This is a genomic window from uncultured Thiodictyon sp. (genome assembly GCF_903946935.1).
Lineage (GTDB): Bacteria > Pseudomonadota > Gammaproteobacteria > Chromatiales > Chromatiaceae > Thiodictyon.
Genome location: NZ_CAJAXH010000058.1, coordinates 22,975 through 48,822, shown reverse-complemented (window position 1 = coordinate 48,822; position 25,848 = coordinate 22,975). Strand labels below are relative to the sequence as shown.

The window sequence follows — 25,848 nt, the reverse complement described above, 5'->3', positions numbered from 1 at the left end:
GCGGCAGCAGCAAGTCAGTCTCGCGGTCCATCGGATGGAAGCGGCGCATCGGCAGTCGTACTCCGGACATCGGGGTTGATCCGGACAGTGTACAGGAACGTCACCCGCGACGGAGCCCCGAAGTCCGACAGGCTGCTAGGCAAGAATCGGTGCCGGGCCGCGGAGGCTCGCGACTGGGAGCGCCCCCTAATCGGCCAGCTCGATGCCCTCGCCCGCCGCCCAGTCGCGCAGGGCCGCCAGGGTCTTGCGGTGCTCATAGTCATACCAGGCATCCAGCCGATCGCGCGCGTCCAGCAGGTCCTTGAAACGGGGGTAGGCACCGCGGTGCCGAAAGAACTCCCTGACCTCATCCAGCGCGTCCGGTAACTGGTCCGCCACGAAGTCCAAGACCAGCGCCTCGCCGAGGTCCAGTTCGTGCTTGTTCGGTACCCGCAGATAGTCATCGGAGCCGGCCAAACCCTCGGCGGTGCCGTCCGGCTCATCGACCCCCTCACCGACATAGCGGAACTCACCGGTCGCGCGCTCCAGATAGACCGCCGAGTCGAGGTCGCTGCCGGCGCTGGCGAACATAAAGGCATCTTCCAACTCGTCGATACGGATTTTCATGGGGGCTCCTGTCAGCCGAGAGTCGGCAATTCGCTCGCAGCGGGGCAAATTCCTAGCCGTTCACCCCAGAAAGAGCTGTTGTCACGCCAAGGCGCCAAGCTCGCCAAGGCTTTTCAGTGCCTTATCGGCATTGCGCCAGTCACCCGGAGGGTGATCTGGATAGTGGATCGACCCGATTGTATTTCTTGGCGAACTTGGCGCCTTGGCGTGAGCAATTCCAGGGTTTAGGTTCACTGTGTCGCCTCGGTCGCCGGGCCCGGCTCATCCGGCTCCCCGAACAGGTGAATCTGACCGGGGGCCGTCGGCAGCGGCGGCAGGGGCGGTTCGCTGGGCTGGTCGCGGGACCAACCCCAGATGAAGACAGCGAGATTCGCCAGCAACAACAGTCCGATCATCCAGCGCATGGTCAGTCGCCCTCCGTCGTCGCTGGGGTCGTCGCCAATCGGGCCAGTCCGCGCAGGACCAGGTCCGGTACCAATTCCACTGGGCGACCGATACACGGAGCGAGCAGTGGCCCATCGCCCCCGGCGATCAACAGGGCCGGGGGCGGCAGCGGTGGCCCGCCGTTGGCATCGGTCAGGCGATCCCAGAGTCGCTGGTGCAGCCGCTCGGCCAGGGACGCCAGGGCGTGGAGACCGCCGGTTGCGACCGCGCCAGCGCTATCCGTCGCCCAGGGCTCAACGGTCGGCTCCGGCGCGCCCGGCGGGATCTGGGTGCCGGCCAGCAGGCTGTCACGCATCATGGTGAGCCCCGGCAGGATCAGGCCGCCCAGGTGGCAACCGGCGGGGGCCAGGACATCGAAGGTGACCGCGGTGCCGGCATCCACGATCAGTGCCGAGTCGCACCCCTGGGCGCCGAGCAGCGCCAGCCAGCGGTCCACGCCCAGTCGCGCGGGATCGGCATAGGCGACCCGCAGCCCCAGACAACCCTGGCGGGTGACTGCAAACTCGGGCTCGCGCCCCCAGTAGGCACGCACCACCCGGGCGACGGCCTCGCCCAAGGCGGCCCCGCCGACATTGCCGATCAGCACGCGCTGCGGCGGCGCCAGCACCTCCCAGGCGGCGAGCAGGTCGAGCGGGACGCCGCGGCCATGGCGTACCCCGTCCATGGGGCCGAGCCCATCGTCTGAGTACAAGGCCCAGTGCAGGTTGGTGTTGCCGATATCGATCAATAGGTTCATAGCTATTCGTCCGCAGACCGGGGGGCCTCGGGGGGCGGCGCCAGTCGCAGGCTGACCTCCCCCGAGTGGGCGCGCAGCAGACCATCGGCGGTGTTGAGCCGCAAGGCGCCGTCCGGGTCGATCCCGGCATAGTCGCCAACGATCAGCCGCTCGCCGAGTTGCAGTTGGACCTGCTGGTCGCGCAGCAGATCGAACCGCGTCCACTCATCGAGGAAGGGCGCGAGCCCCACCTGGCCAAAGCGCTCCAGCGTCTCCAGCAGGGCGTCGATGAGTGCGGCGGCCAGTCGATTGCGCCCCGGCGCCGCCTGGCCCAAGGCCTCGCGCAGGTCGACCCAGGGTTGGTCGATCCCCTGGGCCTGGTCGGGGTCCAGGCGCAGGTTGAGCCCCAGCCCCACCACCAGATGACTCGGCCCCTGGGTCTCGCCGGCCACCTCCAGCAGCAAGCCACCGAGCTTGCGGCGCCGCCAGAGCAGGTCATTGGGCCACTTGAGTGCAATGTCGGTGAGCCCCAAGCGCTGCAGCACGGTGGCCACCGCCACCCCCGCCGCCAGGCTGATCCCGCCCAGTCCGGCGGGTCCGACCGGATAGCGCCACAGGACCGAAAGATACAGGTTGGCGCCGAAGGGCGACACCCAGACCCGACCGCGCCGGCCGCGACCGGCGCTCTGGCGCTCGGCCAGACAGACGGTGCCGGCGGGCGCACGCGCGATCGCCGCGGCCATCAGCCGCTCGTTGGTCGAGTCGATGAGGTCATTGACCTGAAGCCGGGCGAGCCGCGACGCGCCGGCCGCGGATAGATAGCCCAAAATAAGCGCGGGGTCCAGCAGTTCCAACGGGGCGTTCAGCCGATAACCCTGGCCCGGGATGGACTCCAGCGCGAGGCCATAGTCTTCGACGGCCTTGTGCAGGGCCTTCCAGACGCCGGCGCGGGTCATCCGCAGACCCCGGGCGAGCGCGGCGCCGGAGTGACAGTCGCCGTCGGCGAGCAGTCTGATCAGTTGCAGGCCCGTAGGTTCGACGGGTTTCATCATGGGTTCAGGCCAGGCTCGCGAGCCACGCCGCGCGTCCCTGGGCCGCGTCCGGCGGGGCGGGGTCGAGCAGCATCAGCTCGCAGGTGTCGGCCGCGGCCGGGTGGGGGCTGGCCTCCAGTTCCAGGAGTTCGTCGCGGCGGAACAGGTGCAGGCGCACCGGCTCCCCGGCCGCGGCCACCAGCCGCTCCAGATTCTCGGCGGTGGCGCGCAACCCATCGACGGCCAGGACCTGATCGCCCGGGGCCAGTCCGGCGGACTCCCCGGCCCCGCCGCTGAGGACGGTCTGGATCACCGCGTCCGTAGTCCCGGCGCGCAGTCGAAGCGCCAGGGTCGGGCCAGCCGCAACCGGAGCAAAGCGCTCGACCGCCCCACCCAGGTCTTTCGGCCCGGTCGCCGGACGCAGGCGCATCTGGATGCCGACCGTGGCGAGCAGCGACGCCAGATCCAGGTCATCAGGCGAGTCCAGTGCCTGGGCAAAGAATGCATCCAGGTCGAGCCCGGAGGCCTGCGCGGCAATCGCCTCCACCCCGCGCTCCGGCACCCCGACCCCGGTGCGGCCGTGGCGCTCCCAAAGTGCGCGCATCACGTCATCCAGCGACACCCGGCCGGCCGTTGCCTGACGCAGCGTCAAATCGAGCGCGAGCGCGACCAAGGCCCCCTTGGCGTAATAGCTGACGACTGCATTGGGTCCGTTTTCGTCCTGTCGATAAAACTTGGTCCAGGCATCGAAGCTGGATTCGGCCAGGGTCTGGACCAGCCGGCCGGGGGTGCGCATGACCCGGGTGACGGTCTCGGCCAGGAGTTGCAGATAGGCGGGGGTGTCGATGCAGCCGGCGCGCACCAGGGCCAATTCATCATAATAGGAGGTGATGCCCTCGAAGGCCCACAGCAGGCGGGTGTGGACCTCCCGGCTCAGATCGCCCGCCATGAGGGCCTGGGGGCGAATGCGGGTGACGTGCCACAGGTGGAAATATTCGTGACTGCACAGACCGAGGAGGCGCCGATAGCCCGCGGTGGGTGCGGTCTCGGCCGCTACACCGGGGCGCGGGAGATCGTCCCGTGTACACACCAGACTGGACGAGAAACGGTGCTCCAGACCGCCATAGCCATCAGCCACCGCGGCGGTGAGAAAGAGATAGCGGTCGAGCGGCAACTCGCCGAAGAGTGCCGCGTGCTGCTCGCACAGACGCACCAGGTCCTGGCTCAGGCGCGCGTGATCGCACCGCGCCCGGCCGCTGATGGCAAACCGGTGGGGGACGCTGCGAACCGTGAATGACACCAGATCGAAGCGACCCATCTCCACCGGGTGGTCGATCAGATCGGCATAGTCGTCCGCCTGGTAGGCACCGAAGCCGAGCGGCTCGGCGGTCAGGGGCCGCAGGCTGGTCGCCACACGCCAGTCGCGATAGGTATCGCCCACGGGGGGGCGCAGTTCGATGCGACAGGGTCGGTCGGCGAGCCCAGTGACTGCCAGCAATAGGCTCGGGCCATTGAAATAGGCGTGGGTGCAGTCGAGATGGGCCGAGCGCACGGTGAAGTCCCAGGCGTAGACCTGGTAGCGGACGATCAGTGGGACGGTGGGTGTATCGCCGGTGGCGATCTCCCAGGTCTGTTTGTCCCGCTTGATGAGCGCAAGTGGCCGCCCCTGACCGTCTTCGGCAACCAGATGTAGCAGGTTGCGGGCGAAGTCCCGAATCATGTAGCTGCCCGGGCACCAGGCCGGCATGGTGAGTTGCAGCAGACCGGCCGACGGGTCATCGATCACCAACTCGACGGCGAACAGATGTCCCTGCGGGTGCTGCGGACAGACCCGGTAGGTGAGCGCGAATGCAGCGGTGGCGGGGCTCGACATGGGGCAGCGACTGGCAGATGGAAACCCGATAACGGCCATGGCGCCCGCGCCACCCCGCAAGATGAAAGTTGCGGTCGCCGGCCGTTCCCCCACCCCACCCTCCCCTAATAGGGGAGGGAGAACTGGAGCGCGTTCCCGGCGCGACTTTCACGGTAACGCGAAACGCCGACGTCACTCGAACCGTATCGAGCGCCGTCGGCGCATGCGCCTAGCCAAGTGGACCGGGGCGAGCGCCCCGGCCTTCGGCCTTACTTACCAGCGCGGGCCGCGGGAGCCGCCGCCGCCACCGCCGCCTTCACCGCGCGGCTTGGCCTGGTTGACCTTCAGGTTACGACCCTTGAGCGGAGTCTCGTTCAGGGCCTTGATGGCCGTGTCGGCCTCCGAGTTGTTCGACATCTCGACGAAGCCGAAGCCCTTGGAGTCGCCGGTGAACTTGTCGGTGATCAGATTGACGCTCGAGATTTCGCCATAGGCGGCGAAAGCGTCACGCAGATCGTCTTGAGTCACGGAATAAGCCAGGTTGCCAACGTAGATATTCATCTTTCAAATGTTCCGTCAAAGTGCATTAAAGAGAGTGAGAACGGTCGAACGATCAATGCACAACTGATTCGACAGCCTGTATCCCCAACCATTGGGGCGAAATTGTTCCGCGCCCGAGCAGCGCGCGGAAAATACGTTCATAAGGGCCGGCGCCAACACACTAGCGCGACGCGGCGTCCAGGCCCAGTCCGGCCACCCCACCGAGATCGGGTCGATACCTGGGCGGTTCAACGAGCCGTTACAAGTATCTGGGGAGAAAAAACTGGGCCGCGACAGAAAAAACCGCTCCTCGAACCGAAGAGGGAGGATAAGTCGCTTAAAAATAAAAAAATACGCCGCACACCGACATCTAAAATCGTCTGCACCGTCGCCGACGCTCAGGTCGCGGGCTAGAAAAGGCCGGGGCCAGCGCCCCGGCCTTCCTCGTTGCTACCAGCGCGGCCCGCGGGAGGGACGCTCACCGCGCGGCTTGGCCTGGTTGACCTTCAGGTTGCGGCCTTTCAAGGGGGTCTCGTTCAGGGCCTTGATCGCCGCATCGGCCTCCGCGTTGTTCGGCATCTCGACGAAGCCAAAACCCTTAGAGTCACCGGTGAACTTATCCGTGATCAGGTTGACGCTGGAGATCTCACCATAAGCGGCGAAGGCATCACGCAGGTCATCTTGAGTCACGGCATAGGCCAGGTTGCCAACGTAGATATTCATCGTGCAAGAGTTCCATCAAAGTGCATTGAAGCGAGAGTGAGAACGGTCGAACAATCAATGCACAACTGATTCGACAGTCTTTGTCCCCAACCGTTGGGGCGCAATTGTTCCGTGAACTGGTCCGCGTCTGGGCAGTTCACGGACAATCGATCCGGATCTCAACGACCGCGGGCGGGAGCGGCCCGGCGCCCACCCTGGCTACCCGGCCGCGCGGCTGGCCCCGCCCCCATCCGGTCGCCGCGCCCCCCGGAGCGCTGGCGTTGGGTGAAATCGGTACGCACCCGTGAGCGATCATCGTCATCGTGCTGATCCGACGGCGGGTTCGCGGACGGTTCGAAGCCGACCACCGGGGTCATTGGAATCTCACGGCGCAGCAGGCGCTCGATCCCTTTGAGCAACCCCCGCTCGTCATGACTCACCAAGGACAAGGCCGAACCGACGGCACCGGCACGCCCCGTGCGTCCGATGCGGTGGACATAGTCCTCCGCCACATTCGGCAATTCAAAATTGACCACTTGGGGAAGATTGGCGATATCCAAACCACGCGCGGCGATATCGGTCGCCACCAAGGCGCGGACCAGCCCACGCTTGAACTCATCCAGCGCCCGAGTGCGCGCCGACTGACTCTTGTTACCGTGGATGGCCGCCGCCGTGATCCCGTCACGCGTGAGTTTCTCGGCCAGCTTATTCGCCCCATGCTTGGTGCGCGTAAAGATCAGCACCTGCTCCCAACCCCCGCTATGGATCAGATGCGCCAAGAGGTCTGGCTTGCGGCCCCGGTCGACCGGGTGAGCGGATTGGGCAACCGCCGCGATTGGGGTATTGCGCCGCGCGACCTCAACGGTCTTGGGGTTCCTCAGCAGGCCGTCGGCCAGGCGGCGGATCTCGTCTGAATAGGTCGCTGAGAACAGCAGGTTTTGCCGCCGCTCAGGAATCAGACGCAGAATCCGCTTGATGTCGTGGATGAAGCCCATGTCGAGCATCCGATCCGCCTCATCCAGCACCAGGATTTCGATTCGGGACAGGTCCACTGAGCGCCTGGTCGCATGATCGAGCAAACGCCCCGGAGTGGCGATCAGGATATCGACGCCACGCTGGAGCTTGTCGACCTGCGGCTGCATGCCGACACCACCGAAGATGATCGCAGAGCGCAACGGCAGATGAATACCATAGGCATGGACGCGCTCCCCGACTTGGGCGGCGAGTTCACGCGTTGGCGTCAGGATCAAGGCACGGGGGTGGCGCTGCGGGTGCCCTTGTTCGGCCAAGAGATGCAGCACGGGGAGTACAAAGGCGGCGGTCTTGCCGGTACCGGTCTGGGCACCAGCCAACAGGTCATGACCGGCAAGTATCTCGGGGATGGCTTGCGCCTGGATCGGCGTCGGCCGACCGTAACGCTGCGTCGCAACAGCGCGCAGCAAGTCGGCCCTTAGGCCGAGCGAATCAAAGGACATTTAGGCTCCGCGCCTGTTAAACAGGCGGCCTACCCAGGGGTTCTGGGACCGATCTAGGCAAAGTAAAAAATAGAAAGTACGTTCGAGGATCATACCTGACATTCAAGGACTCAGCCGCGAGACGGGCGCATCGATCGGGTGATGCAAGATTCGGAGTGTAGACACATATAAAGCGAAAAGCCAGCGGATTTGTTGAAGTTGTGGATGCCACGGGGAAAACGCCTGAGCAACTGCTAGCCCCGACGCTCGTACAGATTTATTTTCAGTGACTTGAACGATCAAGGCGGACCCGAGGGCGCGCCGTCGGAGCGGACAAAAGGGACGAGAAACGCACTCCGGGAAGCCGGTGCGGCGTCGTGCGACGGCACTAACACCTGGCAGCGACCAGCCTCGCGACCAGTGCGCACCGGACCCGACACACGGGTCCGGCTTGCACATCAGGCGCTGGAACTAGGCAGCAAGGACCTGGAGATAATTGGCCTTGAATGCCTCACGATCCGCCTTCTTGGAGGCATCGTAACCCTGCTCCTGCATCTTCTGCTTCATCCACCCCGGCAGGACGCCGCGCACATAGATATTCTGCGCGTTTTCCGGATCGACATAACGGGTGTAGTCACGCCCGCTGGGGGTGGCACGGGGCGCGGCAGCAGGACCGCGACGACGCCGGGCCTGGATCAAGGGGACGATCTCGTCGACCTCATACCCGTTTTGGGTGATCAGATCTCTGATTTGCTGAACCACCCCCTGCTTGGCCTCCTGCCGACGGGTCGATAAGGCCCGCTGCAATTCGGACTTGTTCTGCTCGATTGTCTCGAGGTGCTGCCGGATCTCATCAAGGCTTAGGTTCGCGTACTCCACGTGGGTACCTCCGATCTGAAAATGGTTGGTTAGAAACTGTCTACGTATCACCGCGCGAATCCTGACGAGCGCGTGCTTACTAATGTATTCGTTTCGCAATGAAAGTCAAGTGAACAAGAGAAAAATAGTGACCGCTTGTCAAACGGCCGGGGGGCGCCGGGCGCCACGCACGCCCACTGGCGTCACCCGCCGACGCATCCGCCGCGCCAGCCGCGGCCATCGCGGCCAGTGCCGACCATTCAATCGCAGGCGGAGCGGGGGACGCGGTCATTCCGGCAGCGACCGGCGACCAGGATAAGGCGCACGCGAGCCATCGGGTCGCCGCAGTCGCAGCCCCGACACCCCAACCCATCGGATTCATCGCCCGTACCGGTCGCGACTGGAAACGGCAGGGGCCCGCCGACAGCAACGCCGACCGACCACCGACCAGCGACAGGACCATGCCACTTCTGGAGGTTCAATAGCGCCGGACAGCAGACCAGTCAGGACCGCCAACCAAGGACGGGGGAGACTAAGGGTGAGCGGGAACCGACCACGCGGCCAACCGCTCGATTGGAGGAGAGAGGCAGACAACCAATAGCGCTAAAGGTAGCCAGCCGCCGTGAAGCGCCAAAACGCCCGGCGGAACAAACAAGGCCACCGGCGGACGCCGGAACCGGCGATTGGTGCCCGGGGCGGGACTCGAACCCGCATGCCTCACGGCGAGGGATTTTAAGTCCCTTGCGTCTACCGATTTCGCCACCCGGGCGGGGATACTTTGCACGCCATCAGCGAAGCGCTTGGGGCGCTGCCAAAGGGCATTGTTTAGGCTTATTTCTGGGAAGGACTCCGGCGAGCAGACCAAGCCGAACGCGCGGTGCTAGACTCGCTAAGGGAAGCATGCGACCGATCACGGCGATGGGAGTTTGGAGGCTGAGCCCGGAATCGAACCGGGGTGCACGGCTTTGCAGGCCGCTGCATGACCACTCTGCCACTCAGCCGAAGCGCGGCATTATAGTAGGTACCCGCGGCTTTGTCACCATGCCGATGCAGCCGCGGGACGCCACTCAAAACGCGGCGAGGAACGCCGCCGCGAAGCGGTCATAGTCGGCGTCGGGCAGGTGATTGATTCCCGCCGCAGCCTTGCGTCCGCCCCCGTTCGCGAATTGGCGGCACAGGTGATCGGCCCCTTCAGGACGGTTCAGCGGCGCCCGCACGCTCACCACAAAGCCGCCGCCCGGAAGCTGCGTCAGCAGGGCATGGGCACACCCGGGCGCCTGCTGTGCCAACGCGTTGGCAAACACGCCGCCGACGCGCCGCGCCCAGGGCTCGGCGGGCAGGAGGTGCAGGCAGTGGCGTTCAGCGGCGAGCGCCGGCACGGTAGCCCGCGCCTGCGCCATGTCATGCGCGTAGCCGTCACTCAGGACCTGAAAGGTTGAGTCCTCGCGCATGAAGACCAGCGGGTCGGCGTAGGGCCGCAGGCGCCGATACAGCTCATCCGGGGCACAATGCAAATCGGCCACCGAGGCACCGTAGCCATTGTAATTGAGACAGATGCCCAGGTCCCGCAGGCGCTCCAACGCGGGGGCGGCAAGGCCGAGCACGACGGCGGCGCGCCGGGCGGCGGCGTCGAAATTATCGCCGAAGGTGCCGACCACCGCCCAAGCACGAAAGCGCCCGCCGACGAACTCATCGACCAGCAGGCTCGTACCCTTGTCCGGACTGGTTTCGATGTGACACGCAAATCTGGGGTGACTGGGGATCTCACCGGGGTAATGGTGGTCGAAATAGCGCACCTGGGCGCCCGCGGCCAACACCCGGACGAGGGCCGCGCGGTTCTTGTCCAGCGCGATATCGAGCACGCTGACCTGGTCCCCGGCACTGGCCGGGACCCGTTCCAACAGAGCGATGTCGCGCTTAACCCCGGTCACCAGGGTGCTGTCCAGGGGTTCGGCGAGCCGCAGTTGCTGCAACGCGCAGAGGCCATCCGCATCACCGTTGAAAACATCGAAGCAGGTCATGACATACCTTGTTTTTTAAGTTTTTCGTTGACCTGGCAGACTTAGACGCGCCCGCCGGGCACCCCACCACCAGGCAGCGCCGGCCTCCCAGCGCCAGCCAGAGACACCCGGCATTGCCGCTCACCCCACATAGCCGGTAGACTGGGGGCCTTGCCTGGTGCCGGTTCGCAACTCCACGCAGTGCCGGGCGACCGCCCGTCGCCCTGGACACACCCCATATATCCCAGCGGAAGCCCCGCGAACAACTTCTAATCTCTGGAGCCCTCATGCCCGTCGAACGTACCCTCTCCATTATCAAGCCGAATGCAGTCGCCAAGGACGCCATCGGCGCCATCCTGAGCCGTTTCGAGTCCGCTGGCCTGCGGATCGTCGCCGCCCGCATGCTGCATTTGAGCCATGCGCAGGCCAGCGCCTTCTATGGGGTACACCAAGGCAAACCGTTCTTCGATGAACTGGTGGGATTCATGACCTCCGGGCCAGTCATGGCCCTGGCCCTGGAAGGCGAGGATGCGGTCGCCAAGAACCGCGAGATCATGGGCGCCACCAACCCGGCCAATGCCGCCCCCGGCACGATCCGCGCAGACTTCGCCGACTCCTTTACAGAAAATGCAGTCCATGGCTCCGACGCCCCGGACACCGCGGCGCAAGAGATCGCATTCTTCTTCCCCGAGGGCGTCTGCGCGCGCACGCGCTGATCCCCACAACGCCGCCACCCGGGCCGCTAACCCATGATTGGATAAACCACTTGCTGAATGACCCCATGGCAACCCCGGCCCTCAAGCCGAACCTGCTGGACCTGGACCTCGCCGCGTGCGAGGCCCTGGTGACGGCGCTCGGCTTCAAGGCCTTCCACGGACGCAATCTGTTCAAGTGGATCCATAAACACGGTATCCTCGACTACGCGTGCATGACAGACTGCCCGAAGGGCCTGCGCACGGCCCTGCAAGAGACCGTGACCCTGCGTTTACCACGCATTATCCACACCCAGCCGTCCGCCGACGGCACCATCAAATGGGTGATGGAACTCGCGGACGGTCAACGGGTGGAGACGGTCTACATCCCTGAGGACGGACGCAGCACGTTGTGCGTCTCCTCCCAGGTGGGGTGTGCATTGAACTGCGCCTTCTGCGCCACGGCCCGCCAAGGCTTCAATCGCAACCTGCAAGTGGGCGAGATCATCGGCCAAGTCTGGCACGCCGCCCGGCAACGTGGGGCCGCGCCGAGCAACGTGGTCATGATGGGCATGGGTGAACCGCTCGCGAATTTCGAGGCGGTGGTCACGGCGATGGCCATCATGCAAGACGACCTGGCCTACAATCTGTCCAAATATCGGGTCACCCTGAGTACCTCCGGTATCGTGCCCAATATCTATCGGTTGCGTGAGGTCTGCGACGTCTCACTGGCGGTGTCGCTGCACGCGCCCAACAACCCGCTGCGCGACCAACTGGTGCCGATCAATCGCAAATATCCGCTGGAAGAACTGCTGCCCGCCTGTCGCGCCTACCTCGCCGCGGACCAGCGGCGCAAGATCACCTGGGAATATGTCATGCTGGACGGCATCAACGACAGTATCCAGCACGCCAAGCAATTGATCCGGTTGCTGGAGGGGACCCCATCCAAGCTCAACCTGATCCCTTTCAATTCCTTTCCCGGCAGCGGCTTTGCCACCACACCGCCGGAGCGCCTGGCGACCTTCCGTGAGCGTCTGATGCGCTCTGGCCTGCTGGTCTTCACCCGCAAGACCCGCGGCGACGAGATCGCCGCCGCCTGCGGGCAATTGGTTGGCCGGGTGGACGACCGCACCCAACGCGGTGTCGCCATCGCTGGCATCCGGCCCCCTGCGGGCCCCGCGACCCGGTGCCACGCGCCATGAATCGAACCTTCATATACAGCCGGGCCGCGGCCTGCGGCGCGGCCTGTCTAGCGCTGGCCGCCTGTAGCCATCCGGCCCCCCGCACGGAGGCGCAAAACTCGGTTGCCCTGGGCGAGCAGAGCAGTCCGGCAGATATCTATGCCGCCATGGCCGGGGAATATTACAAACTCGGGCAACTCGACGTCGCGCAGCAACAGGCCAACAAGGCCATCGCCACGGACAAACAAAACCCCCGTGGCTACTACATGCTTGCCCTCATTTACCAGCGTACCGGTCAACCAGTACTGGCCGAGGCAAACTTCAAACAAGCGCTGACACTCGCCCCCCAGAACCCCGATATATTGAATGCCTACGGCAATTTTTTCTGCTCCCAGCACCGCGCGACCGAGGCCCAGGCCCAGTTCGCCAAGGCGGTCGAGAACCCGCTCTATGCCACGCCTTGGTTCGCACTGACCAACGCCGGCATCTGCGCCGCGAATGCCGGTAATAGCAGTCAGGCGGAAGCCGACTACCGCCGCGCCCTGGCGGCCAATCCCCGCTTCGGACCGGCCCTCGTAGAGATGGCGAAGATCGAACTCGCGCGCGGCAACGCCAAGGCAGCCAAGAGCGCCCTGGATAGCTTTTTCCAGGTCAACGCAGCCGAGCCCCGGGCCCTGCTGCTGGCCGCCCGGACTGAGCGCAAGCTGGGCAACACCAAGGCCGCCGTGACCTATGAGCAGATCTTGCGCCAAAAATTTCCGGATGCACCCGAACTTCGGGACCTTAAATGAGCCCCTTGCAATGAATCCAACTCAAGCCATCAGCCCGGACGACCCCAAGGTCGTCGAGTTCTCCGAGAACCCCGGCCGCCGTCTACGGGTGCAACGCCAGTCCCGTGGCATTGAGGTCGAGCGCATCGCCGCCCAACTCCATCTGCGGGTATCGGCAGTAGAGGCGCTGGAGCAGGACCGCTATCAGGACCTGCCGGGGCCCGTATTCGTCGCGGGCTACCTGCGCAATTACGCGCGCCTGGTGGGCCTTGATCCCGAGCCGCTGATCGCCACCTATCGGGCCGCCCATCCGGCGGCGGAGCCAACCGGCCTACCTATCAGTGCGCTGCCCCGACAGGAAATCGGCAGCGGCCATTTCCTGGTGCGTTTGATCAGCATCGCGCTGTTGGTCGGGGTGGTCGCCATGCTCGTGCTGTGGTGGCAAAGCCGCAGCGACCTGCTGGTGTCAGCGCCCGCCGGCGAAGCGGCGGGCCTCGCGATGAGCACGCCGACCGGCCTCCCACCGCTGAACCGACCCACTGAACCGGCTTCCCAGGAGGCCGTTTCGGCCAGCCCCACGCTGGCATTGCCGACGCCAACCGGCGGCGATAACCCCGCGGGCCTCAGCCCGCCCCCGGCGCCCCTCGCCGAGGTGCTGCCAGCCCCCGCACCAGCCACCGGCGTCGCTGCGGACGCCACCCCTGCCGCGGCGGTCAACCCGACGGAAGTGGCCTTGACCTTCTCCGCCTCCACTTGGATCAACGTCCGTGACGCCGCGGGCACCGCCATCCTGAATGGCCAGATGAGCAAGGGCGATACCCGGGTGTTGAGTGGTAATCCGCCCTATTCGCTGATCGTCGGCAATCCCGGAGCGATCCAGGTCACTGTCGGCGGCCGCCCGACCAACCTCGGCAAGCACATCCCGGGAAACCGCAAGCGCTTTAAGTTCGACCCGAGCAGCCCCGAATGACCGTGCCCCCCTCCCCCGCCACCGCCACCGCCCCCGGCGGGGGCCGCAACCTCCAGGCGATTCGCGGGATGCATGACCTGCTGCCCGCGCAGGTCGGCACCTGGCAGCGTCTCGAGGACACCGCCCGGCAGGTGCTCGAGGGCTATGGCTATGCCGAGATCCGCACCCCGATCGTCGAGGTCACTGAGCTCTTCAAGCGCTCCATCGGCGAGGTCACGGACATCGTCGAGAAGGAGATGTATAGTTTCGCCGACCGCAATGGCGATTCATTGAGCCTCCGCCCCGAGGGCACCGCCAGTTGCGTGCGGGCCGTCATTGAAAATGGCCTGCTGAACCAGTCCCAGCGTCTGTGGTATCGCGGCCCCATGTTCCGCCACGAGCGCCCCCAGCGCGGACGCTACCGGCAGTTTCACCAGATCGGGGTCGAAGTCTTCGGCTTGGCCGGCCCGGACATCGACCTGGAGGTCATCCTGCTCACGGCCCGACTGTGGCGCGCCCTGGGGCTCACGGGCCTGCGCCTGGAGATCAACAGCCTGGGCGATGCCGCCGAGCGAGCGGCCTACCGTGAAGAACTGGTATGCTATCTGGATGGGTACCGGGACCGGTTGGATGCGGACAGCCAACGGCGGCTCGCCACCAACCCCTTGCGGGTACTCGACTCCAAAAGCCCGGAGACCCAGGCGATCGTCGCCGCGGCCCCGACCCTCATGGATCATCTGGGGGCGCAGACCCGGGAGCACTTCGCGGCCATCCGTGCCGGACTCGACGCCGCCGCCGTCCCCTATTGCGTCAACCCGCGCCTGGTGCGCGGGCTGGACTATTATAACCGCACCGTCTTTGAATGGATCACCGACGACCTAGGCGCCCAAGGCACCGTCTGTGCCGGCGGCCGTTATGACGGGCTGGTCGCCCAATTGGGCGGGTGCGACACGACGGCCGTCGGCTTCGCGTTAGGCATCGAGCGCTTGGTGGAGCTCATGGAACTCACCGGCGGGCGCGCGACCCCGCCGCTTGACGCCTATTTCGTCGCGGTGGGTGAGTGGGCCCAGCGCGAGGCGCCGCTGCTGGCCGAGCGTCTGCGCGATGCCGCCCCCGGCGTGCGGCTCATGACCCACTGCGGCGGCGGCAGCTTCAAGAGCCAGTTCAAGCGCGCCGACAAGAGCGGGGCACGCTATGCCCTCGTGATCGGCGACAGCGAACTGGAACGCGGCGTGATCGGGGTGAAGTCGCTACGTGAGGAGGCCGAGCAACGGGAACTGAGTCTCCCCGAAACCGCGGACTTACTGGCCGCAAGACAGGACGCTTCTTGAGAATAAATAGACAGGATTAACAGTGTGAGCGAATACGAAACCGACGACGAGAAGGTCGAGGCCATCAAGAAGTGGTGGAAGGAAAACGGCATGTCCGTGGTGGCCGGGGTGGCGCTCGGGCTGGGCGTCGTATTCGGCTGGCGCACCTGGACCGACTACCGCAACGGCGTCAGCGGCCAGGCCTCCGCCGCCTTTGAGCAACTGCTGGACAGTGCCACCGCCGACGCGGCGCAATCCACCGCCCAGCAGGCGCAGCTCTTGAGTCAGGGATACGCCAGCACCGCCTACCCGGCCTTGGGTGAATTGGTCGCCGCCAAGGTCCTCTACGAGACTGGCGATGCCGCCGCTGCCATCGCCGCCCTCCAGCAGGTCGTGGACAAGGCCCCGGACCCGGCCCTGCAGCGCTTGGCGGCCCTGCGGCTCGCGCGCATCCAACTCGCCGAGGGACAACTGGACGCCGCCGCGGCCACCCTGGCGGCCTATGATAAGAGTTCGGCCTTCGCTGGCGACTTCGCCGCCGTGCGCGGCGATCTGGCCGCCGCCCGCGGGGACACGGCGGCCGCCCGCGCCGCCTATGAGAAGGCCATCGCCGCCGGGACCGGGCTACCCCAATTGATCCGACTCAAGCTCGATAATTTGCCCGCCGCCGGTTGAGGCCGACCCACACCATGTTCACTCGGCACCTTCCTCACAAGCCCCGGCCGGGCCGCCGCCCCGCGCAAGCCGCAGCGGCGATCCTGCTCGCCGCCAACCTGGCCGGGTGCAGCTATATCCCCTGGTTCGGTGGAGAAAAAGACCCGACCCCCCCGACCGCGCTGGCGAACATCGTCCCCGAGGTGACCGCCACCACCCTCTGGTCGACCACCCTCACCAAGGGCAGCGAAGACCGGCGCCTCGCCTTGGTCCCGGCCATTGGCGGCGGTCGTGTCTATGTCGCCGACGCTCGCGGCAAGGTGGTCGCCGCGAATGCGAACACCGGGCGCGTCCTGTGGGAACAGAACACCAAGCTGCCGCTCAGCGCCGGCCCGGAGTTGACCGGCGATCACCTGATCCTGGCGACCAACAACGGCCTGGTGATCGCCTTATCCACCGCCGACGGCAAGGAACAGTGGCGCGCCCAGGTCAGCGGAGAAGTCCTCGCGGTACCGCGGAGCACCGGCGACGGGAAGGTCATCGTCCATACCCTGGATGACACCATCTTCGGGCTCGACGAGGCCAAGGGCACGGAACTGTGGCGGGCCACTTACCCGGCACCGATCCTGACGCTGCGCGGCAGCAGCACCCCGGTGATCGTCCCCAATGGGGTCATTGTGGGGCTCGCCGGCGGCAAGCTGGTCAAGCTCGACACCACCGACGGCGCACCGCTCTGGGAGGTCATTATCACGGCCCCCAGCGGGCGCTCTGAATTGGCCCGGATCGCCGACATCGACGCCGACCCGGTCGTGGTCGGCCGGGTGGTCCTGGTCGGCACCTACAACGGCGATCTGGCGGCGGTCGACCTGGAGGGCGGCACCGTTCAATGGCGCCGGAAGCTGTCGTCACACGCCGGGCTCGCCGCCACCGAAACCAGCCTCTTTATCACCGATTCGCAAGACCTGGTGTGGGGGGCGGACCCGGTCAGCGGTGCCGCACGCTGGAAGCAAGAGCGGCTGCGCTACCGTCAACTCACCGCCCCAACCCTCACCGGCAACCTCATCGCGGTCGGCGACCTGGAGGGCTGGCTACACCTGATCGCCCAGACTGACGGGCGCCTGGTCGGCCGCACCCGGATCGCCAAGCACGCCATCACCACGCGCCCAATCCTGGCTGGCGGCCGGCTCTATGTCTACGCGACCGACGGTACCCTGGCCGCGTTGACCACCGGTACGGCGCCGGGCGGGGCCGCCCGGGGCGGCAGCGCGCAAGCCGCGGCGGCCGGGAACCTGGACCTGGTCGACCAACCGCTGCCAACCCCCAGGGCCGCACCAACCGTCCCGGTGACGACCCCTCAGACGGCGACCCCGGACAGCCCTACGGCAACGCCGCCGGCGACGCCCACCCAACCCCGCCCGTAACACACTTTAGAGAGGCACCTCCGACATGCTGCCCGTCATCACCCTGGTGGGCCGTCCGAATGTCGGCAAATCCACCCTGTTCAACCGTCTCACACAGACGCGGGACGCCCTGGTTGCCAACTTCCCCGGACTCACTCGCGACCGCCAATACGGCGTAGGCCGTGTCGGCCCCCGCCCCTATGTCGTGGTGGACACCGGCGGCATCAGCTTCGACGTAGACGGGGTCGCGGCCCTGATGCAGCGTCAGGTCCAAGCCGCCATTGCAGAGGCCGACCAGATCATCTTCCTGGTCGATGCCAAGGACGGACTCACCGCCGGCGACCATGAGATCGCTGAACGCCTGCGCCGGCTCGGCAAACCGTTGAGTCTGGTCGTCAACAAGGCCGACCACGCGGAGCGCGAACTGGTCGCCGCCGAGTTCCATGCGCTCGGACTCGGCGATCCAATCCCCATCTCCGCCAGTCAGGGGCGCGGGGTGAAGACCCTCATGGAAGCGCTGCTGGATGAATTGGAATTCCGCGCCGCGCAGATCGCGCCAGACCCCGATGCCGTCGTGGAGCCCACCGGCGCCGACGAGGGCATCAAGGTCGCCGTGGTCGGCCGACCCAACGCCGGCAAGTCCACCCTGATCAACCGACTCTTGGGCGAGGAACGCCTGGTGACCTGCGACCTGCCCGGCACCACCCGCGACAGTATCTTCATCCCGGTCGAATACCACGGACGCCGCTATACGCTGATCGATACCGCCGGGGTACGGCGCCGTGGCAAGGTGACTGAGGTGATCGAGAAGTTCAGCATCATCAAGACGCTCCAGGCCATCGAGGCGTGCAACGTCATCATTATGGTGCTGGATGCCCATGAGGGTGTCGGCGAACAGGATGCCAACCTGGCCGGCCACATCGTCGACAGCGGGCGCGCCCTGGTGGTCGCCATCAACAAATGGGACGGTCTGGACACCGAAGCCCGCACCCAGGTACACACACAGATTGAGCGCAAGCTGGGCTTTCTGGACTTCGCCGCCCAGCATCGCATCTCCGCCCTGCACGGCAGCGGCGTGGGGCTGCTGTTGGACGAGGTCGACAAGGCCTACGCCAACGCCATGCGCGACATCTCCACCCCCGAGATGACGCGCCTGCTGGAGTCCGCGGTACAGGAGCACCAGCCGCCCCTGGTCCACGGCCGGCGCATCAAGCTGCGCTATGCCCACCAGGGCGGGCGCAACCCGCCGCTCATCATCATCCACGGCAACCAGACCGAGAACGTGCCCGACACCTACCGGCGCTATCTCATCAACCGCTTCCGCAAGGAACTGGCCCTGTTCGGCACGCCGCTGCGCATCGAGTTCAAGAGCGGCACCAACCCCTACAAGGGCCTGAAAAACAACCTGACCGAGCGCCAGATCAAGCACCGCGCGCGGCTCAAGGCGTATGTCAGGCGCAAATAGCGGGGGCCGGATATGCCATCGCCCGTCTTCCTCACGCGGGTCGTGCTGCGCAATTACAAGAGCATCGCGGCCTGCGACGTGCGACTCGGTCCATTGACCTATCTGCTCGGGCCGAACGGGTCCGGCAAGAGCAATTTTCTCGATGCGCTGCATCTGGTCGCCGACGCCTTGAACGGCTCGCTGGATCATGCACTGAATCAACGGGGCGGGCTCAGTGAGGTGCGGCGCAGATCGAGCGGGCGTCCGACCAATTTCGGAATTCGGCTGGGATTCCGACTACCGGACGAGCGCCCGGGCTTCTATGCCTTTATGGTCGGCGCACTCAAAGGCGGCGGTTATGAGGTCCAAGACGAGCAGTGCGCGATCGGCTGGGAGGGCAGAGGCCTCGGGTTCAAGCTTCAGCGCGGCAAGCTGGTGGCAACTAGCGAGGAGTCCTTTCCCGCGGTCACATCGGATCGGCTCGGTCTCGTCGCCGCGTCCGGGCTCCCCGCCTTCCGGCCCGTCTTTGATGCACTGACGGCCATGGGTTTCTACAACCTTGACCCGAAGCTCATGCGGGAGTTGCAGAAGCCGCAGGAAGGCCGGCTGCTCAAGCCCTCCGGGGAGAATATCGCCAGCGTGGTCCGACACCTTGCACGCGCGGCCCCGGAGGCACTCTCACTGGTCAGCGAATATCTGCACGCGGTGGCTCCCATGGTGCAAGGCGTAGAGCACAAGTCGCTCGGTCCGATGGAGACGCTGGAGTTTCGCCAGGACGTAGCGGGCGCGGAATATCCCTGGCGCTTTCCGGCCCAGGGTATGTCGGACGGTACCCTGCGGGTCTTGGGTACACTCGTTGCCATGTTTCAGGGCGTCAGTGATAGCTCAGTCAGGCTAGTTGGGATCGAGGAGCCCGAAACCGCTCTCCACCCGGCCGCTTTTGCTGCCTTGCGGGAGGCACTGCAACAGGCCTCCGAGCAGACGCAGGTGCTGGTCACCAGCCATAGCCCGGACCTACTCGACGACTCAGCGCTAATGCCCGCCGCGCTGCTCGCGGTCGTGTCTGAAGGCGGCGAATCCCGGATTGCCCGGGTCGACGCAGCGTCACGGCAGATGCTCGAAGAACACCTGTTCACCGCGGGCGAACTCCTGCGGCTCAATCAGCTTGGCCCCGAGCGGGTGGCGGCCCCAGGCCAACCGCTCCGCTCCGCCGAATTATTTGAGGCACTCTCGCCTTTGGACCAACCCCCACCGGACTTGGACTTCGGCATGTCGGACCTTTACCTTTGATGCTGGTCGATGTCGAACCGTTTTCAACAACGCACCGGGTAGCACCGCCGTCATGCAGACCGTGGCATCCATTGTCGAAGGCGACGGAGAGGTCCGCGCACTCCCGGAACTCTTGCGACGGCTTGGCCCGTGGCTGACACCGGATTTCTATACGGAGATCGCCACCCCGATTCGCGTTCGACGGGATCAATTCTTGAATAAGGCGCCCGAATTCTCGCGGCATCTGAAACTGGCTGCCGCCAAGTGCGGAGAGGCCGGCTGGGTCCTGATCCTGTTGGACGCAGACGACGACTGCCCGGCGACCCGCGGCCCGGAGATCCTGGCGCGCGCCCGGCAGGTATTGCCCCACAGGTCGGTCTCAGTGGTGCTGGCGAACCGCGAATACGAAGCCTGGTTTCGGGCCGCTGCGCAATCCTTGCATGGGCAGCGCGGATTCCGCTTCGATCCTGCCGACGTGGTCGACCCTGACGCCAACCGCGGCGCTAAGGAATGGATGGGCACCCGAATGACGAGCGAAACCTATCGGCCGGTCACTCATCAACCGGCCTTCTCAGCAATGATGAGCCTCGAACAGGCCAGGGAACGCAGCCGGTCCTTCCGCAAGCTGTGCAGCGAGTGGTCCCGACAGGTCGGACCGTAAGCGGACAGGTTTGATTAACAATCGGGACCCCGGCCCTTGTGGCAACCCGTCCGGGCCGGGGGGCCGCTCCTACGACCCCCAGCGCGCTTACTCCCCGTACCCACCGCGCCGCGAGTCCTGCACGTCCCGCGCAAAATAGCTTACAGGACCGGCTTTGATCACAGTGACACCGCCGGGGGTGACGGTGAAGCGCTGGGCGTCTTTCTCCGCGTCGTAGCCGATCGCATCTCCCGGCTCGATATAATTGTGCCGGTCCACGATCACATTGCGCAGACGCGCCCCGCGACAGACCCGCACATAGTCCATAACGATGCAGTTCTCCAGGACCACATCCTCTTCAATCACCGTCTCGCGGCGAATGATCGAGTTGGAGATGCGCGCCCCGTCATGGACCACGGTGGCCGCCCCCAGCAGGCTGTTCCTGACCTCCCCACCCTGGATGCGCGCCACCGGACCCTGATAGTTGCTGGAATAGATCGGCCACTCGGGGTTGAACATATCGAAGGCCGGCTCCAGGCCGAGCACGTCCTTATGGGCCGCGAAGTAGGCATCGATGGTCCCCAGGTCCCGCCAATAAACCTGATCCTCATAGGGCTGGATGCGCGGTATCTCGTTGGTGGCGAAGTCATAGGCGAACAGTCGATGCGTGCGCAGCAGGCGCGGCAGCAGATGGTGGCCGAAATCGCTCTCGCCGGCCTCCTTGGTTTCGCGCAGGGCCTTGAGCAACACATCGGTGTTAAAGACATAGTTGCCCATAGAGGCAAAGGCTTGGGTGGGGTCAGCGACCATGGCGGTGGGATTGGGCGACTTCTCCTCGAAGGCGTGGATGCGCCCGTCCTCCTCGGCGACGATCACCCCGAAGTCCTGCGCCTCTTTCAATGGCACCGGCAGGGCGGCGATGCTGACATCCGCGTTGCGCTCCCGGTGAAAGTCGACCATCTGGCGGATGTCCATACGGTAGATATGGTCGGCGCCGAAGACCACCACCAGGTCCGGGCGATGCTCCTCGATCAGGTTGATATTCTGGTGGATCGCATCCGCGGTGCCCTCAAACCAGTGCTCGCCGGTACGCATCTGCGGCGGCACCACGGTGACATATTGATTCTGCAGCAACGGTGAGATGGTCCAGGCCTTACGCACGTGTTCGATCAGGGACTGGGACTTGTATTGAACCAGCAGATAGATGGTCTGGATCTGCGAATTGACCAGGTTACTGAGCACGAAATCAACGATGCGGTAGCGGGAACCGAAGGGCACCGAGGGTTTGGAACGTGCCGCCGTTAGTGGTTGCAGCCGCGACCCTTGGCCGCCGGCCATGACAAAGGCGATGATGCGATCAGTCTTCTTCATGTCTATCCTCCAATACCCGTGATACGAACGCGCGCGGCGCTGCCGCCCGCTGCTCGGTCGATATCGCCCCGGACCGGACGTGCCCAGGGCCGCAACCGTAGACCACCGCCCCCCGTAAGAAGGCGGCCGATGATTGATTGAGCGCCGATTGAATCGGCGTCGTCTGCTGTGCGCCCGACTCACCGGCGCTCCCAGTCCTCGCGGCGTCGCCCTCCCCCGCCTCAGCTCCAGCCAGCGCTCGCCATGGTACGGCAGAAGCGCCCAAGTTTCCCGCGCTCCCGCTCAACCAGGTGCCAAATGGCGGCGCGTCGGCCGGGGGCGGGAGAAACTTTGCGGCACGCGGCCACCTTCAGCCACTAAACTAGCGCCCTTGCCCACGCAGCGCGCCGCCCTGCCCCAGACACCCGCGGCTGCCGACACCACGGGCGCCACCCTTAAGAAGAGCTAGATCATGAGCACAACCCACACCCAGGCCCCGCGCCGCCCCGTCATCCTGATCATCCTGGACGGCTTCGGGCTCAATCCGAGCAAGGCCAACAACGCCATTGCCATCGCCGACACCCCCCGGCTCGACCACTATTTTGCGCACTTTCCGCACTGTGCGCTCCAGGCCTCGGGCCTGGCGGTGGGCTTGCCGGATGGGCAGATGGGCAACTCGGAGGTGGGACACATGAGCCTGGGCTCAGGCGGCGTGGTCAAGCAGGACCTGGTCCTGATCGACGCGGCCATCGCCGACGGCAGCTTCTTCGAGAACCCGGCCCTCACCGCCGCCGCCCGCGCCGCGGCGGCCGCCGGTCGGCCGATCCACCTGATGGGCCTGGTCTCGGACGGGGGCGTCCACAGCCATGTACACCAGCTCGTGGCGCTGATCGAGCTGTGCCGACGCGAGGGCGCACGCCCCATGGTCCATGTGTTCACCGACGGGCGCGACACCCCGCCGCGCTCCGCCAAGGGTTTCCTGCCCCCGGTGGAGGCTGCCCTGGCGGCAGCCAATGGGCGCATCGCCACCGTCACCGGGCGCTACTACGCCATGGACCGCGACCAGCGCTGGGAGCGCACCGAGATCGCCTGGCGCGGCCTGGTGGACGGCGAGGGTCGGCACGCCCCCGACGCCCGCACCGCCATCGATGCCGCCTACGCCGCCGGCGAGGACGACGAATTCATCCGCCCCACCATCATTGAGGGCGCCGAACTGATCCAGGACTGCGACCAGGTCATCCATTTCAACTTCCGCAAGGACCGCCCGCGCCAGATGGTGGAGGCCTTCTTCCAGCCCGACTTCAAGCCGTTCCGTCGCCACGGCATCACCGGGGTAAATGTTACCTGCATCATGGAATACGACGACACCTACGGCCTGCCCTTCGCCTTCGACCACGACATCCCGCGCATCACCCTCGGCCAGGTCCTGGACGCCGCCGGCATCCCCCAGTTCCACTGTGCCGAGACCGAAAAGTTCGCCCATGTCACCTTCTTCTTCAACGGCGGGCGCGGCGAACCCTTCCCATTGGAGCAGCGCGCACTGATCCCCTCGCCCAAGGTCGCCACCTATGACCTGCAGCCGCAGATGAGCGCCCAAGGCGTAGCCGACGCCACCATCGCCGCCATTGCGGGCGGCGCCTTCCCCTTCATCGTAGTCAACTTCGCCAATGGCGACATGGTCGGACACACCGCCATACGCGAGGCCGTGATCGAGGCCGTGCGCACCCTCGACCGTGAGGCCGGGCGGGTGATGGACGCGGCGCGCGAGAACGGTTATTCCATCATCCTCACCGCCGACCACGGCAACTGCGACGAGATGATCGACCCGGCGAGCGGCGAGCCCCACACCCAGCACACCGTCTACCCGGTCCCCTGCCTGGTCGCGGACGAGACCGCGTGGCGACTCTCCACCGGTGGCGGATTGGATGCCATCGCGCCCACGGTGCTGGAACTGATGGGCCTACCCATTCCGAAACAGATGACCGGGCATTCACTGCTGCTGGGGCCGGCGACAGTTTAGCGCCGTTTAGCCACTGGCAACCCGTAGGGTCCGCTGCGCGGACCAACGCCCTCTCCGCAAGCGGGATGGGTCGGCCCAGGATCAAGGTCAACCGCGGCCCGTTCGCGACAATCCGAGAGGAATTCATTGGAAACCATCGCAGTCATCGATTTCGAAACCACCGGCCTGTCGCCGGATTGCGGCGATCGCGCCACCGAGATCGCCGCCGTCCTCGTACGCGACGGGCAGATCGTCGGTCAGTATCAGAGTCTCATGAATGCGGGGATATCCATCCCCGCATTCATTACCGGCTTCACGGGCATCACCAACGCCATGATCCGCAAGGCGCCACCGGCCGGACAGGTCATGGCCGAGGTCGCGGACTTTGTCGGCGACTATCCACTGGTGGCGCATAACGCCTCGTTCGACAGCAAGTTTTGGGACGCGGAGCTCGCGCGCGTCGGGCGCACCCGCCAGCAAGGCTTTATCTGCTCGATGCTGGTGGCCCGGCGCGTCCTGCCGCAGGCACCCAACCACAAGCTCGGCACCCTGGTGGAGTTTGCCAAGCTGCCCGTCACCGGCAAATATCACCGCGCCCAGGCCGACGCCGAGATGACCGCCCATCTGGCACTGCATCTGGAGCAGGAACTGATGCGGCGATTTGGGCTCGCTGCGGTGTCCTGCCAATTGCTCGCGAAGATACAGAGGACGCCAGCGAGCCGGCTGGAGCAATGCGTCGCGCGCTTCGCAGCCAAATGCGCCTGAGTCCGCTGGGAGCGCCGCACCCCAGTGCGGCGCGATCTCGCAATCGCCCACGGCGTCGCGTTTTGCTGATAGGCCGGTCCGCACTGGGGTGCGGCGCTCCCAGTGCGGACCAAACGGCTCGCCACATTCCTATTCTCTAGGTAACACCTCTTGCAACGCACCGAAAATCTCAACATCGCCGGCTTCGACCCGATGCCCTCGCCGCGCGAGGTCCATCGCGCCGTCCCACTCTCCGAACGGGCGGCAGCGACCGTGTTGTCCGGCCGCACCAGTCTGGAGGCGATCCTGGATCGGCGCGACCCCCGCCGCTTTGTCATCGTCGGCCCCTGCTCGATCCATGACCCGGCGGCCGGTCTCGACTACGCACACCGGCTCAAGGGGCTGGCCGACACGGTCGCCGACCGCCTGCTGCTGGTGATGCGGGTCTATTTCGAAAAGCCCCGCACCACCACCGGGTGGAAGGGCTATATCAACGACCCCTATCTGAACGACACCTTTTGCATCGCCGAAGGGATGGAGCGGGCGCGACAGTTCCTCTTGGACGTGACCGAGTTGGGGCTCCCCACCGCGACCGAGGCGCTCGACCCGATCGCCCCCCAATACCTGGGAGACCTCATCGCCTGGACGGCGATCGGTGCGCGCACCGCCGAATCCCAGACCCACCGGGAGATGTCCTCCGGACTCTCCACCCCGGTGGGGTTCAAGAACGGCACCGACGGTTCGGTCGATGCGGCAATCAACGCCATCCTCTCGGCCGCCCAGCCGCACAGCTTTCTGGGCATCAACGCACTGGGCAAGTCGAGCGTCGTGCGGACCCGCGGCAATCGTTACGGCCACCTGGTGCTGCGCGGCGGCGACCGCCCCAACTACGACACCGTGAGCGTGGCCATGGCCGAGGAGTCACTGACCAAGGCCGGGTTGCCGGCCAATCTCGTCATCGACTGTTCACACGCCAACAGCTTCAAACGGCCGGAACTCCAACCGCTGGTGATGCTCGACTGTGTCAACCAGATCCGGGTCGGCAATCGCTCAATCGTCGGCATGATGGTGGAGAGCTTCATCGAGCCCGGCAAGCAAGCGATCCCGGCCGATCACGCGCAACTGCGTTACGGCTGTTCCATCACCGATGGCTGCATCGACTGGCCGACCACCGAGCGGATGATCCGCGAGGCCCATGCCGCCTTACAGGCCCCCTCGGCAGACCGGCGCCTGGTCTGACGTGC

General features: G+C 65.7%; 24 protein-coding genes and 2 tRNA genes. 13 read left to right on the top strand and 13 right to left on the bottom strand.

What is annotated here, in order from left to right:
• Positions 1 to 186: 186 nt before the first annotated feature.
• From QZX93_RS05655 to QZX93_RS05600, 12 genes are all read right to left on the bottom strand, one after another.
• Positions 187 to 606, bottom strand: coding sequence for a hypothetical protein (locus QZX93_RS05655; protein ID WP_295391657.1), 420 nt, complete (start codon positions 604 to 606; stop codon positions 187 to 189).
• A 230-nt stretch (positions 607 to 836) separates the two neighbouring features.
• Complete coding sequence (locus QZX93_RS05650; protein ID WP_295391656.1) at positions 837 to 1,010, bottom strand: hypothetical protein; 174 nt, start codon at positions 1,008 to 1,010, stop codon at positions 837 to 839.
• A 2-nt stretch (positions 1,011 to 1,012) separates the two neighbouring features.
• Positions 1,013 to 1,786 carry a type III pantothenate kinase gene (locus tag QZX93_RS05645; protein ID WP_295391654.1) on the bottom strand — a complete coding sequence of 258 codons (774 nt, stop codon included), beginning with the start codon at positions 1,784 to 1,786 and terminating at the stop codon, positions 1,013 to 1,015.
• Between the two features lie 2 nt (positions 1,787 to 1,788).
• A complete protein-coding gene (birA, locus tag QZX93_RS05640; protein ID WP_295391652.1) occupies positions 1,789 to 2,817 on the bottom strand; it encodes a bifunctional biotin--[acetyl-CoA-carboxylase] ligase/biotin operon repressor BirA in 1,029 nt (342 codons plus the stop codon).
• A gap of 4 nt (positions 2,818 to 2,821) precedes the next feature.
• Positions 2,822 to 4,669: a PDZ domain-containing protein gene (locus QZX93_RS05635; protein ID WP_295391651.1), complete on the bottom strand. Its 1,848-nt coding sequence runs from the start codon at positions 4,667 to 4,669 to the stop codon at positions 2,822 to 2,824.
• Positions 4,670 to 4,921: 252 nt separating this feature from the next.
• Positions 4,922 to 5,209: an RNA-binding protein gene (locus QZX93_RS05630; RefSeq protein WP_295391650.1), complete on the bottom strand. Its 288-nt coding sequence runs from the start codon at positions 5,207 to 5,209 to the stop codon at positions 4,922 to 4,924.
• 429 nt (positions 5,210 to 5,638) lie between these two features.
• Positions 5,639 to 5,911, bottom strand: coding sequence for an RNA-binding protein (locus QZX93_RS05625; protein WP_295391648.1), 273 nt, complete (start codon positions 5,909 to 5,911; stop codon positions 5,639 to 5,641).
• Between the two features lie 158 nt (positions 5,912 to 6,069).
• On the bottom strand, positions 6,070 to 7,365 hold the full coding sequence (locus QZX93_RS05620; protein ID WP_295391646.1) for a DEAD/DEAH box helicase: 1,296 nt from the start codon (positions 7,363 to 7,365) through the stop codon (positions 6,070 to 6,072).
• Between the two features lie 450 nt (positions 7,366 to 7,815).
• Positions 7,816 to 8,223, bottom strand: a complete 408-nt coding sequence (locus QZX93_RS05615; protein ID WP_295391644.1) for an H-NS histone family protein — start codon at positions 8,221 to 8,223, stop codon at positions 7,816 to 7,818.
• A gap of 663 nt (positions 8,224 to 8,886) precedes the next feature.
• Positions 8,887 to 8,971 (bottom strand) — tRNA-Leu (locus QZX93_RS05610).
• A 158-nt stretch (positions 8,972 to 9,129) separates the two neighbouring features.
• A tRNA-Cys gene (locus QZX93_RS05605) sits at positions 9,130 to 9,203 on the bottom strand.
• A gap of 66 nt (positions 9,204 to 9,269) precedes the next feature.
• On the bottom strand, positions 9,270 to 10,223 hold the full coding sequence (locus QZX93_RS05600) for an acetyltransferase (protein WP_295391642.1): 954 nt from the start codon (positions 10,221 to 10,223) through the stop codon (positions 9,270 to 9,272).
• A gap of 266 nt (positions 10,224 to 10,489) precedes the next feature.
• Between QZX93_RS05600 and ndk the strand changes: the two genes are divergently transcribed.
• The 10 genes from ndk (at position 10,490) to QZX93_RS05550 (ending at position 20,532) form a co-directional block, all read left to right on the top strand.
• Positions 10,490 to 10,918 (top strand): nucleoside-diphosphate kinase, encoded by a 429-nt coding sequence (gene ndk / locus QZX93_RS05595; protein WP_295391640.1) that lies wholly within the window; start codon positions 10,490 to 10,492, stop codon positions 10,916 to 10,918.
• 65 nt (positions 10,919 to 10,983) lie between these two features.
• Complete coding sequence (gene rlmN, locus QZX93_RS05590) at positions 10,984 to 12,096, top strand: 23S rRNA (adenine(2503)-C(2))-methyltransferase RlmN (protein ID WP_295391639.1); 1,113 nt, start codon at positions 10,984 to 10,986, stop codon at positions 12,094 to 12,096.
• Positions 12,093 to 12,866 (top strand): type IV pilus biogenesis/stability protein PilW, encoded by a 774-nt coding sequence (gene pilW / locus QZX93_RS05585; RefSeq protein ID WP_295391637.1) that lies wholly within the window; start codon positions 12,093 to 12,095, stop codon positions 12,864 to 12,866. The genes rlmN and pilW overlap by 4 nt, the downstream gene beginning before the upstream one ends.
• A gap of 10 nt (positions 12,867 to 12,876) precedes the next feature.
• Positions 12,877 to 13,815, top strand: a complete 939-nt coding sequence (locus QZX93_RS05580; protein ID WP_295391635.1) for a RodZ domain-containing protein — start codon at positions 12,877 to 12,879, stop codon at positions 13,813 to 13,815.
• On the top strand, positions 13,812 to 15,125 hold the full coding sequence (gene hisS, locus QZX93_RS05575) for a histidine--tRNA ligase (RefSeq protein ID WP_295391633.1): 1,314 nt from the start codon (positions 13,812 to 13,814) through the stop codon (positions 15,123 to 15,125). Before QZX93_RS05580 ends, hisS begins: the two co-directional genes overlap by 4 nt.
• A 24-nt stretch (positions 15,126 to 15,149) precedes the next feature.
• The gene (locus tag QZX93_RS05570) at positions 15,150 to 15,779 is read left to right on the top strand and encodes a tetratricopeptide repeat protein (protein ID WP_295391631.1); all 630 of its coding nucleotides are present in this window, start codon (positions 15,150 to 15,152) and stop codon (positions 15,777 to 15,779) included.
• Positions 15,780 to 15,793: 14 nt separating this feature from the next.
• The gene (gene bamB, locus QZX93_RS05565) at positions 15,794 to 17,179 is read left to right on the top strand and encodes an outer membrane protein assembly factor BamB (protein ID WP_295391629.1); all 1,386 of its coding nucleotides are present in this window, start codon (positions 15,794 to 15,796) and stop codon (positions 17,177 to 17,179) included.
• Between the two features lie 25 nt (positions 17,180 to 17,204).
• On the top strand, positions 17,205 to 18,623 hold the full coding sequence (gene der, locus QZX93_RS05560; RefSeq protein ID WP_295391627.1) for a ribosome biogenesis GTPase Der: 1,419 nt from the start codon (positions 17,205 to 17,207) through the stop codon (positions 18,621 to 18,623).
• 12 nt (positions 18,624 to 18,635) lie between these two features.
• Positions 18,636 to 19,892, top strand: a complete 1,257-nt coding sequence (locus QZX93_RS05555) for an AAA family ATPase (protein ID WP_295391626.1) — start codon at positions 18,636 to 18,638, stop codon at positions 19,890 to 19,892.
• 52 nt (positions 19,893 to 19,944) lie between these two features.
• Positions 19,945 to 20,532, top strand: coding sequence for a DUF4276 family protein (locus tag QZX93_RS05550; RefSeq protein WP_295391624.1), 588 nt, complete (start codon positions 19,945 to 19,947; stop codon positions 20,530 to 20,532).
• 87 nt (positions 20,533 to 20,619) lie between these two features.
• Here QZX93_RS05550 and QZX93_RS05545 read toward each other — a convergent pair whose 3' ends face one another.
• Positions 20,620 to 21,882: a glucose-1-phosphate adenylyltransferase gene (locus QZX93_RS05545; RefSeq protein ID WP_295391622.1), complete on the bottom strand. Its 1,263-nt coding sequence runs from the start codon at positions 21,880 to 21,882 to the stop codon at positions 20,620 to 20,622.
• A gap of 451 nt (positions 21,883 to 22,333) precedes the next feature.
• On the opposite strand from QZX93_RS05545, the gene gpmI reads away from it, so the two are divergent.
• The 3 genes from gpmI to QZX93_RS05530 all read left to right on the top strand — a co-directional run bounded on the left by gpmI (position 22,334) and on the right by QZX93_RS05530 (position 25,843).
• Positions 22,334 to 23,881, top strand: coding sequence for a 2,3-bisphosphoglycerate-independent phosphoglycerate mutase (gpmI, locus tag QZX93_RS05540; protein WP_295391620.1), 1,548 nt, complete (start codon positions 22,334 to 22,336; stop codon positions 23,879 to 23,881).
• A gap of 126 nt (positions 23,882 to 24,007) precedes the next feature.
• Positions 24,008 to 24,625 carry a 3'-5' exonuclease gene (locus QZX93_RS05535; RefSeq protein WP_295391618.1) on the top strand — a complete coding sequence of 206 codons (618 nt, stop codon included), beginning with the start codon at positions 24,008 to 24,010 and terminating at the stop codon, positions 24,623 to 24,625.
• A 150-nt stretch (positions 24,626 to 24,775) separates the two neighbouring features.
• Complete coding sequence (locus QZX93_RS05530; RefSeq protein ID WP_295391616.1) at positions 24,776 to 25,843, top strand: 3-deoxy-7-phosphoheptulonate synthase; 1,068 nt, start codon at positions 24,776 to 24,778, stop codon at positions 25,841 to 25,843.
• Positions 25,844 to 25,848: the final 5 nt, after the last annotated feature.

What these genes read in the sequence shown, in the direction of transcription:
- gpmI (WP_295391620.1), top strand. Translation starts at nt 22,334, where the DNA reads ATGAGCACAACCCACACCCAGGCCCCGCGCCGCCCCGTCATCCTGATC.
- QZX93_RS05655 (WP_295391657.1), bottom strand. Translation starts at nt 606, where the DNA reads ATGAAAATCCGTATCGACGAGTTGGAAGATGCCTTTATGTTCGCCAGC.
- birA (WP_295391652.1), bottom strand. Translation starts at nt 2,817, where the DNA reads ATGATGAAACCCGTCGAACCTACGGGCCTGCAACTGATCAGACTGCTC.
- QZX93_RS05625 (WP_295391648.1), bottom strand. Translation starts at nt 5,911, where the DNA reads ATGAATATCTACGTTGGCAACCTGGCCTATGCCGTGACTCAAGATGAC.
- QZX93_RS05650 (WP_295391656.1), bottom strand. Translation starts at nt 1,010, where the DNA reads ATGCGCTGGATGATCGGACTGTTGTTGCTGGCGAATCTCGCTGTCTTC.
- QZX93_RS05635 (WP_295391651.1), bottom strand. Translation starts at nt 4,669, where the DNA reads ATGTCGAGCCCCGCCACCGCTGCATTCGCGCTCACCTACCGGGTCTGT.
- QZX93_RS05545 (WP_295391622.1), bottom strand. Translation starts at nt 21,882, where the DNA reads ATGAAGAAGACTGATCGCATCATCGCCTTTGTCATGGCCGGCGGCCAA.
- QZX93_RS05645 (WP_295391654.1), bottom strand. Translation starts at nt 1,786, where the DNA reads ATGAACCTATTGATCGATATCGGCAACACCAACCTGCACTGGGCCTTG.
- pilW (WP_295391637.1), top strand. Translation starts at nt 12,093, where the DNA reads ATGAATCGAACCTTCATATACAGCCGGGCCGCGGCCTGCGGCGCGGCC.
- QZX93_RS05580 (WP_295391635.1), top strand. Translation starts at nt 12,877, where the DNA reads ATGAATCCAACTCAAGCCATCAGCCCGGACGACCCCAAGGTCGTCGAG.
- rlmN (WP_295391639.1), top strand. Translation starts at nt 10,984, where the DNA reads ATGGCAACCCCGGCCCTCAAGCCGAACCTGCTGGACCTGGACCTCGCC.
- hisS (WP_295391633.1), top strand. Translation starts at nt 13,812, where the DNA reads ATGACCGTGCCCCCCTCCCCCGCCACCGCCACCGCCCCCGGCGGGGGC.
- bamB (WP_295391629.1), top strand. Translation starts at nt 15,794, where the DNA reads ATGTTCACTCGGCACCTTCCTCACAAGCCCCGGCCGGGCCGCCGCCCC.
- ndk (WP_295391640.1), top strand. Translation starts at nt 10,490, where the DNA reads ATGCCCGTCGAACGTACCCTCTCCATTATCAAGCCGAATGCAGTCGCC.
- der (WP_295391627.1), top strand. Translation starts at nt 17,205, where the DNA reads ATGCTGCCCGTCATCACCCTGGTGGGCCGTCCGAATGTCGGCAAATCC.
- QZX93_RS05630 (WP_295391650.1), bottom strand. Translation starts at nt 5,209, where the DNA reads ATGAATATCTACGTTGGCAACCTGGCTTATTCCGTGACTCAAGACGAT.
- QZX93_RS05550 (WP_295391624.1), top strand. Translation starts at nt 19,945, where the DNA reads ATGCAGACCGTGGCATCCATTGTCGAAGGCGACGGAGAGGTCCGCGCA.
- QZX93_RS05620 (WP_295391646.1), bottom strand. Translation starts at nt 7,365, where the DNA reads ATGTCCTTTGATTCGCTCGGCCTAAGGGCCGACTTGCTGCGCGCTGTT.
- QZX93_RS05600 (WP_295391642.1), bottom strand. Translation starts at nt 10,223, where the DNA reads ATGACCTGCTTCGATGTTTTCAACGGTGATGCGGATGGCCTCTGCGCG.
- QZX93_RS05555 (WP_295391626.1), top strand. Translation starts at nt 18,636, where the DNA reads ATGCCATCGCCCGTCTTCCTCACGCGGGTCGTGCTGCGCAATTACAAG.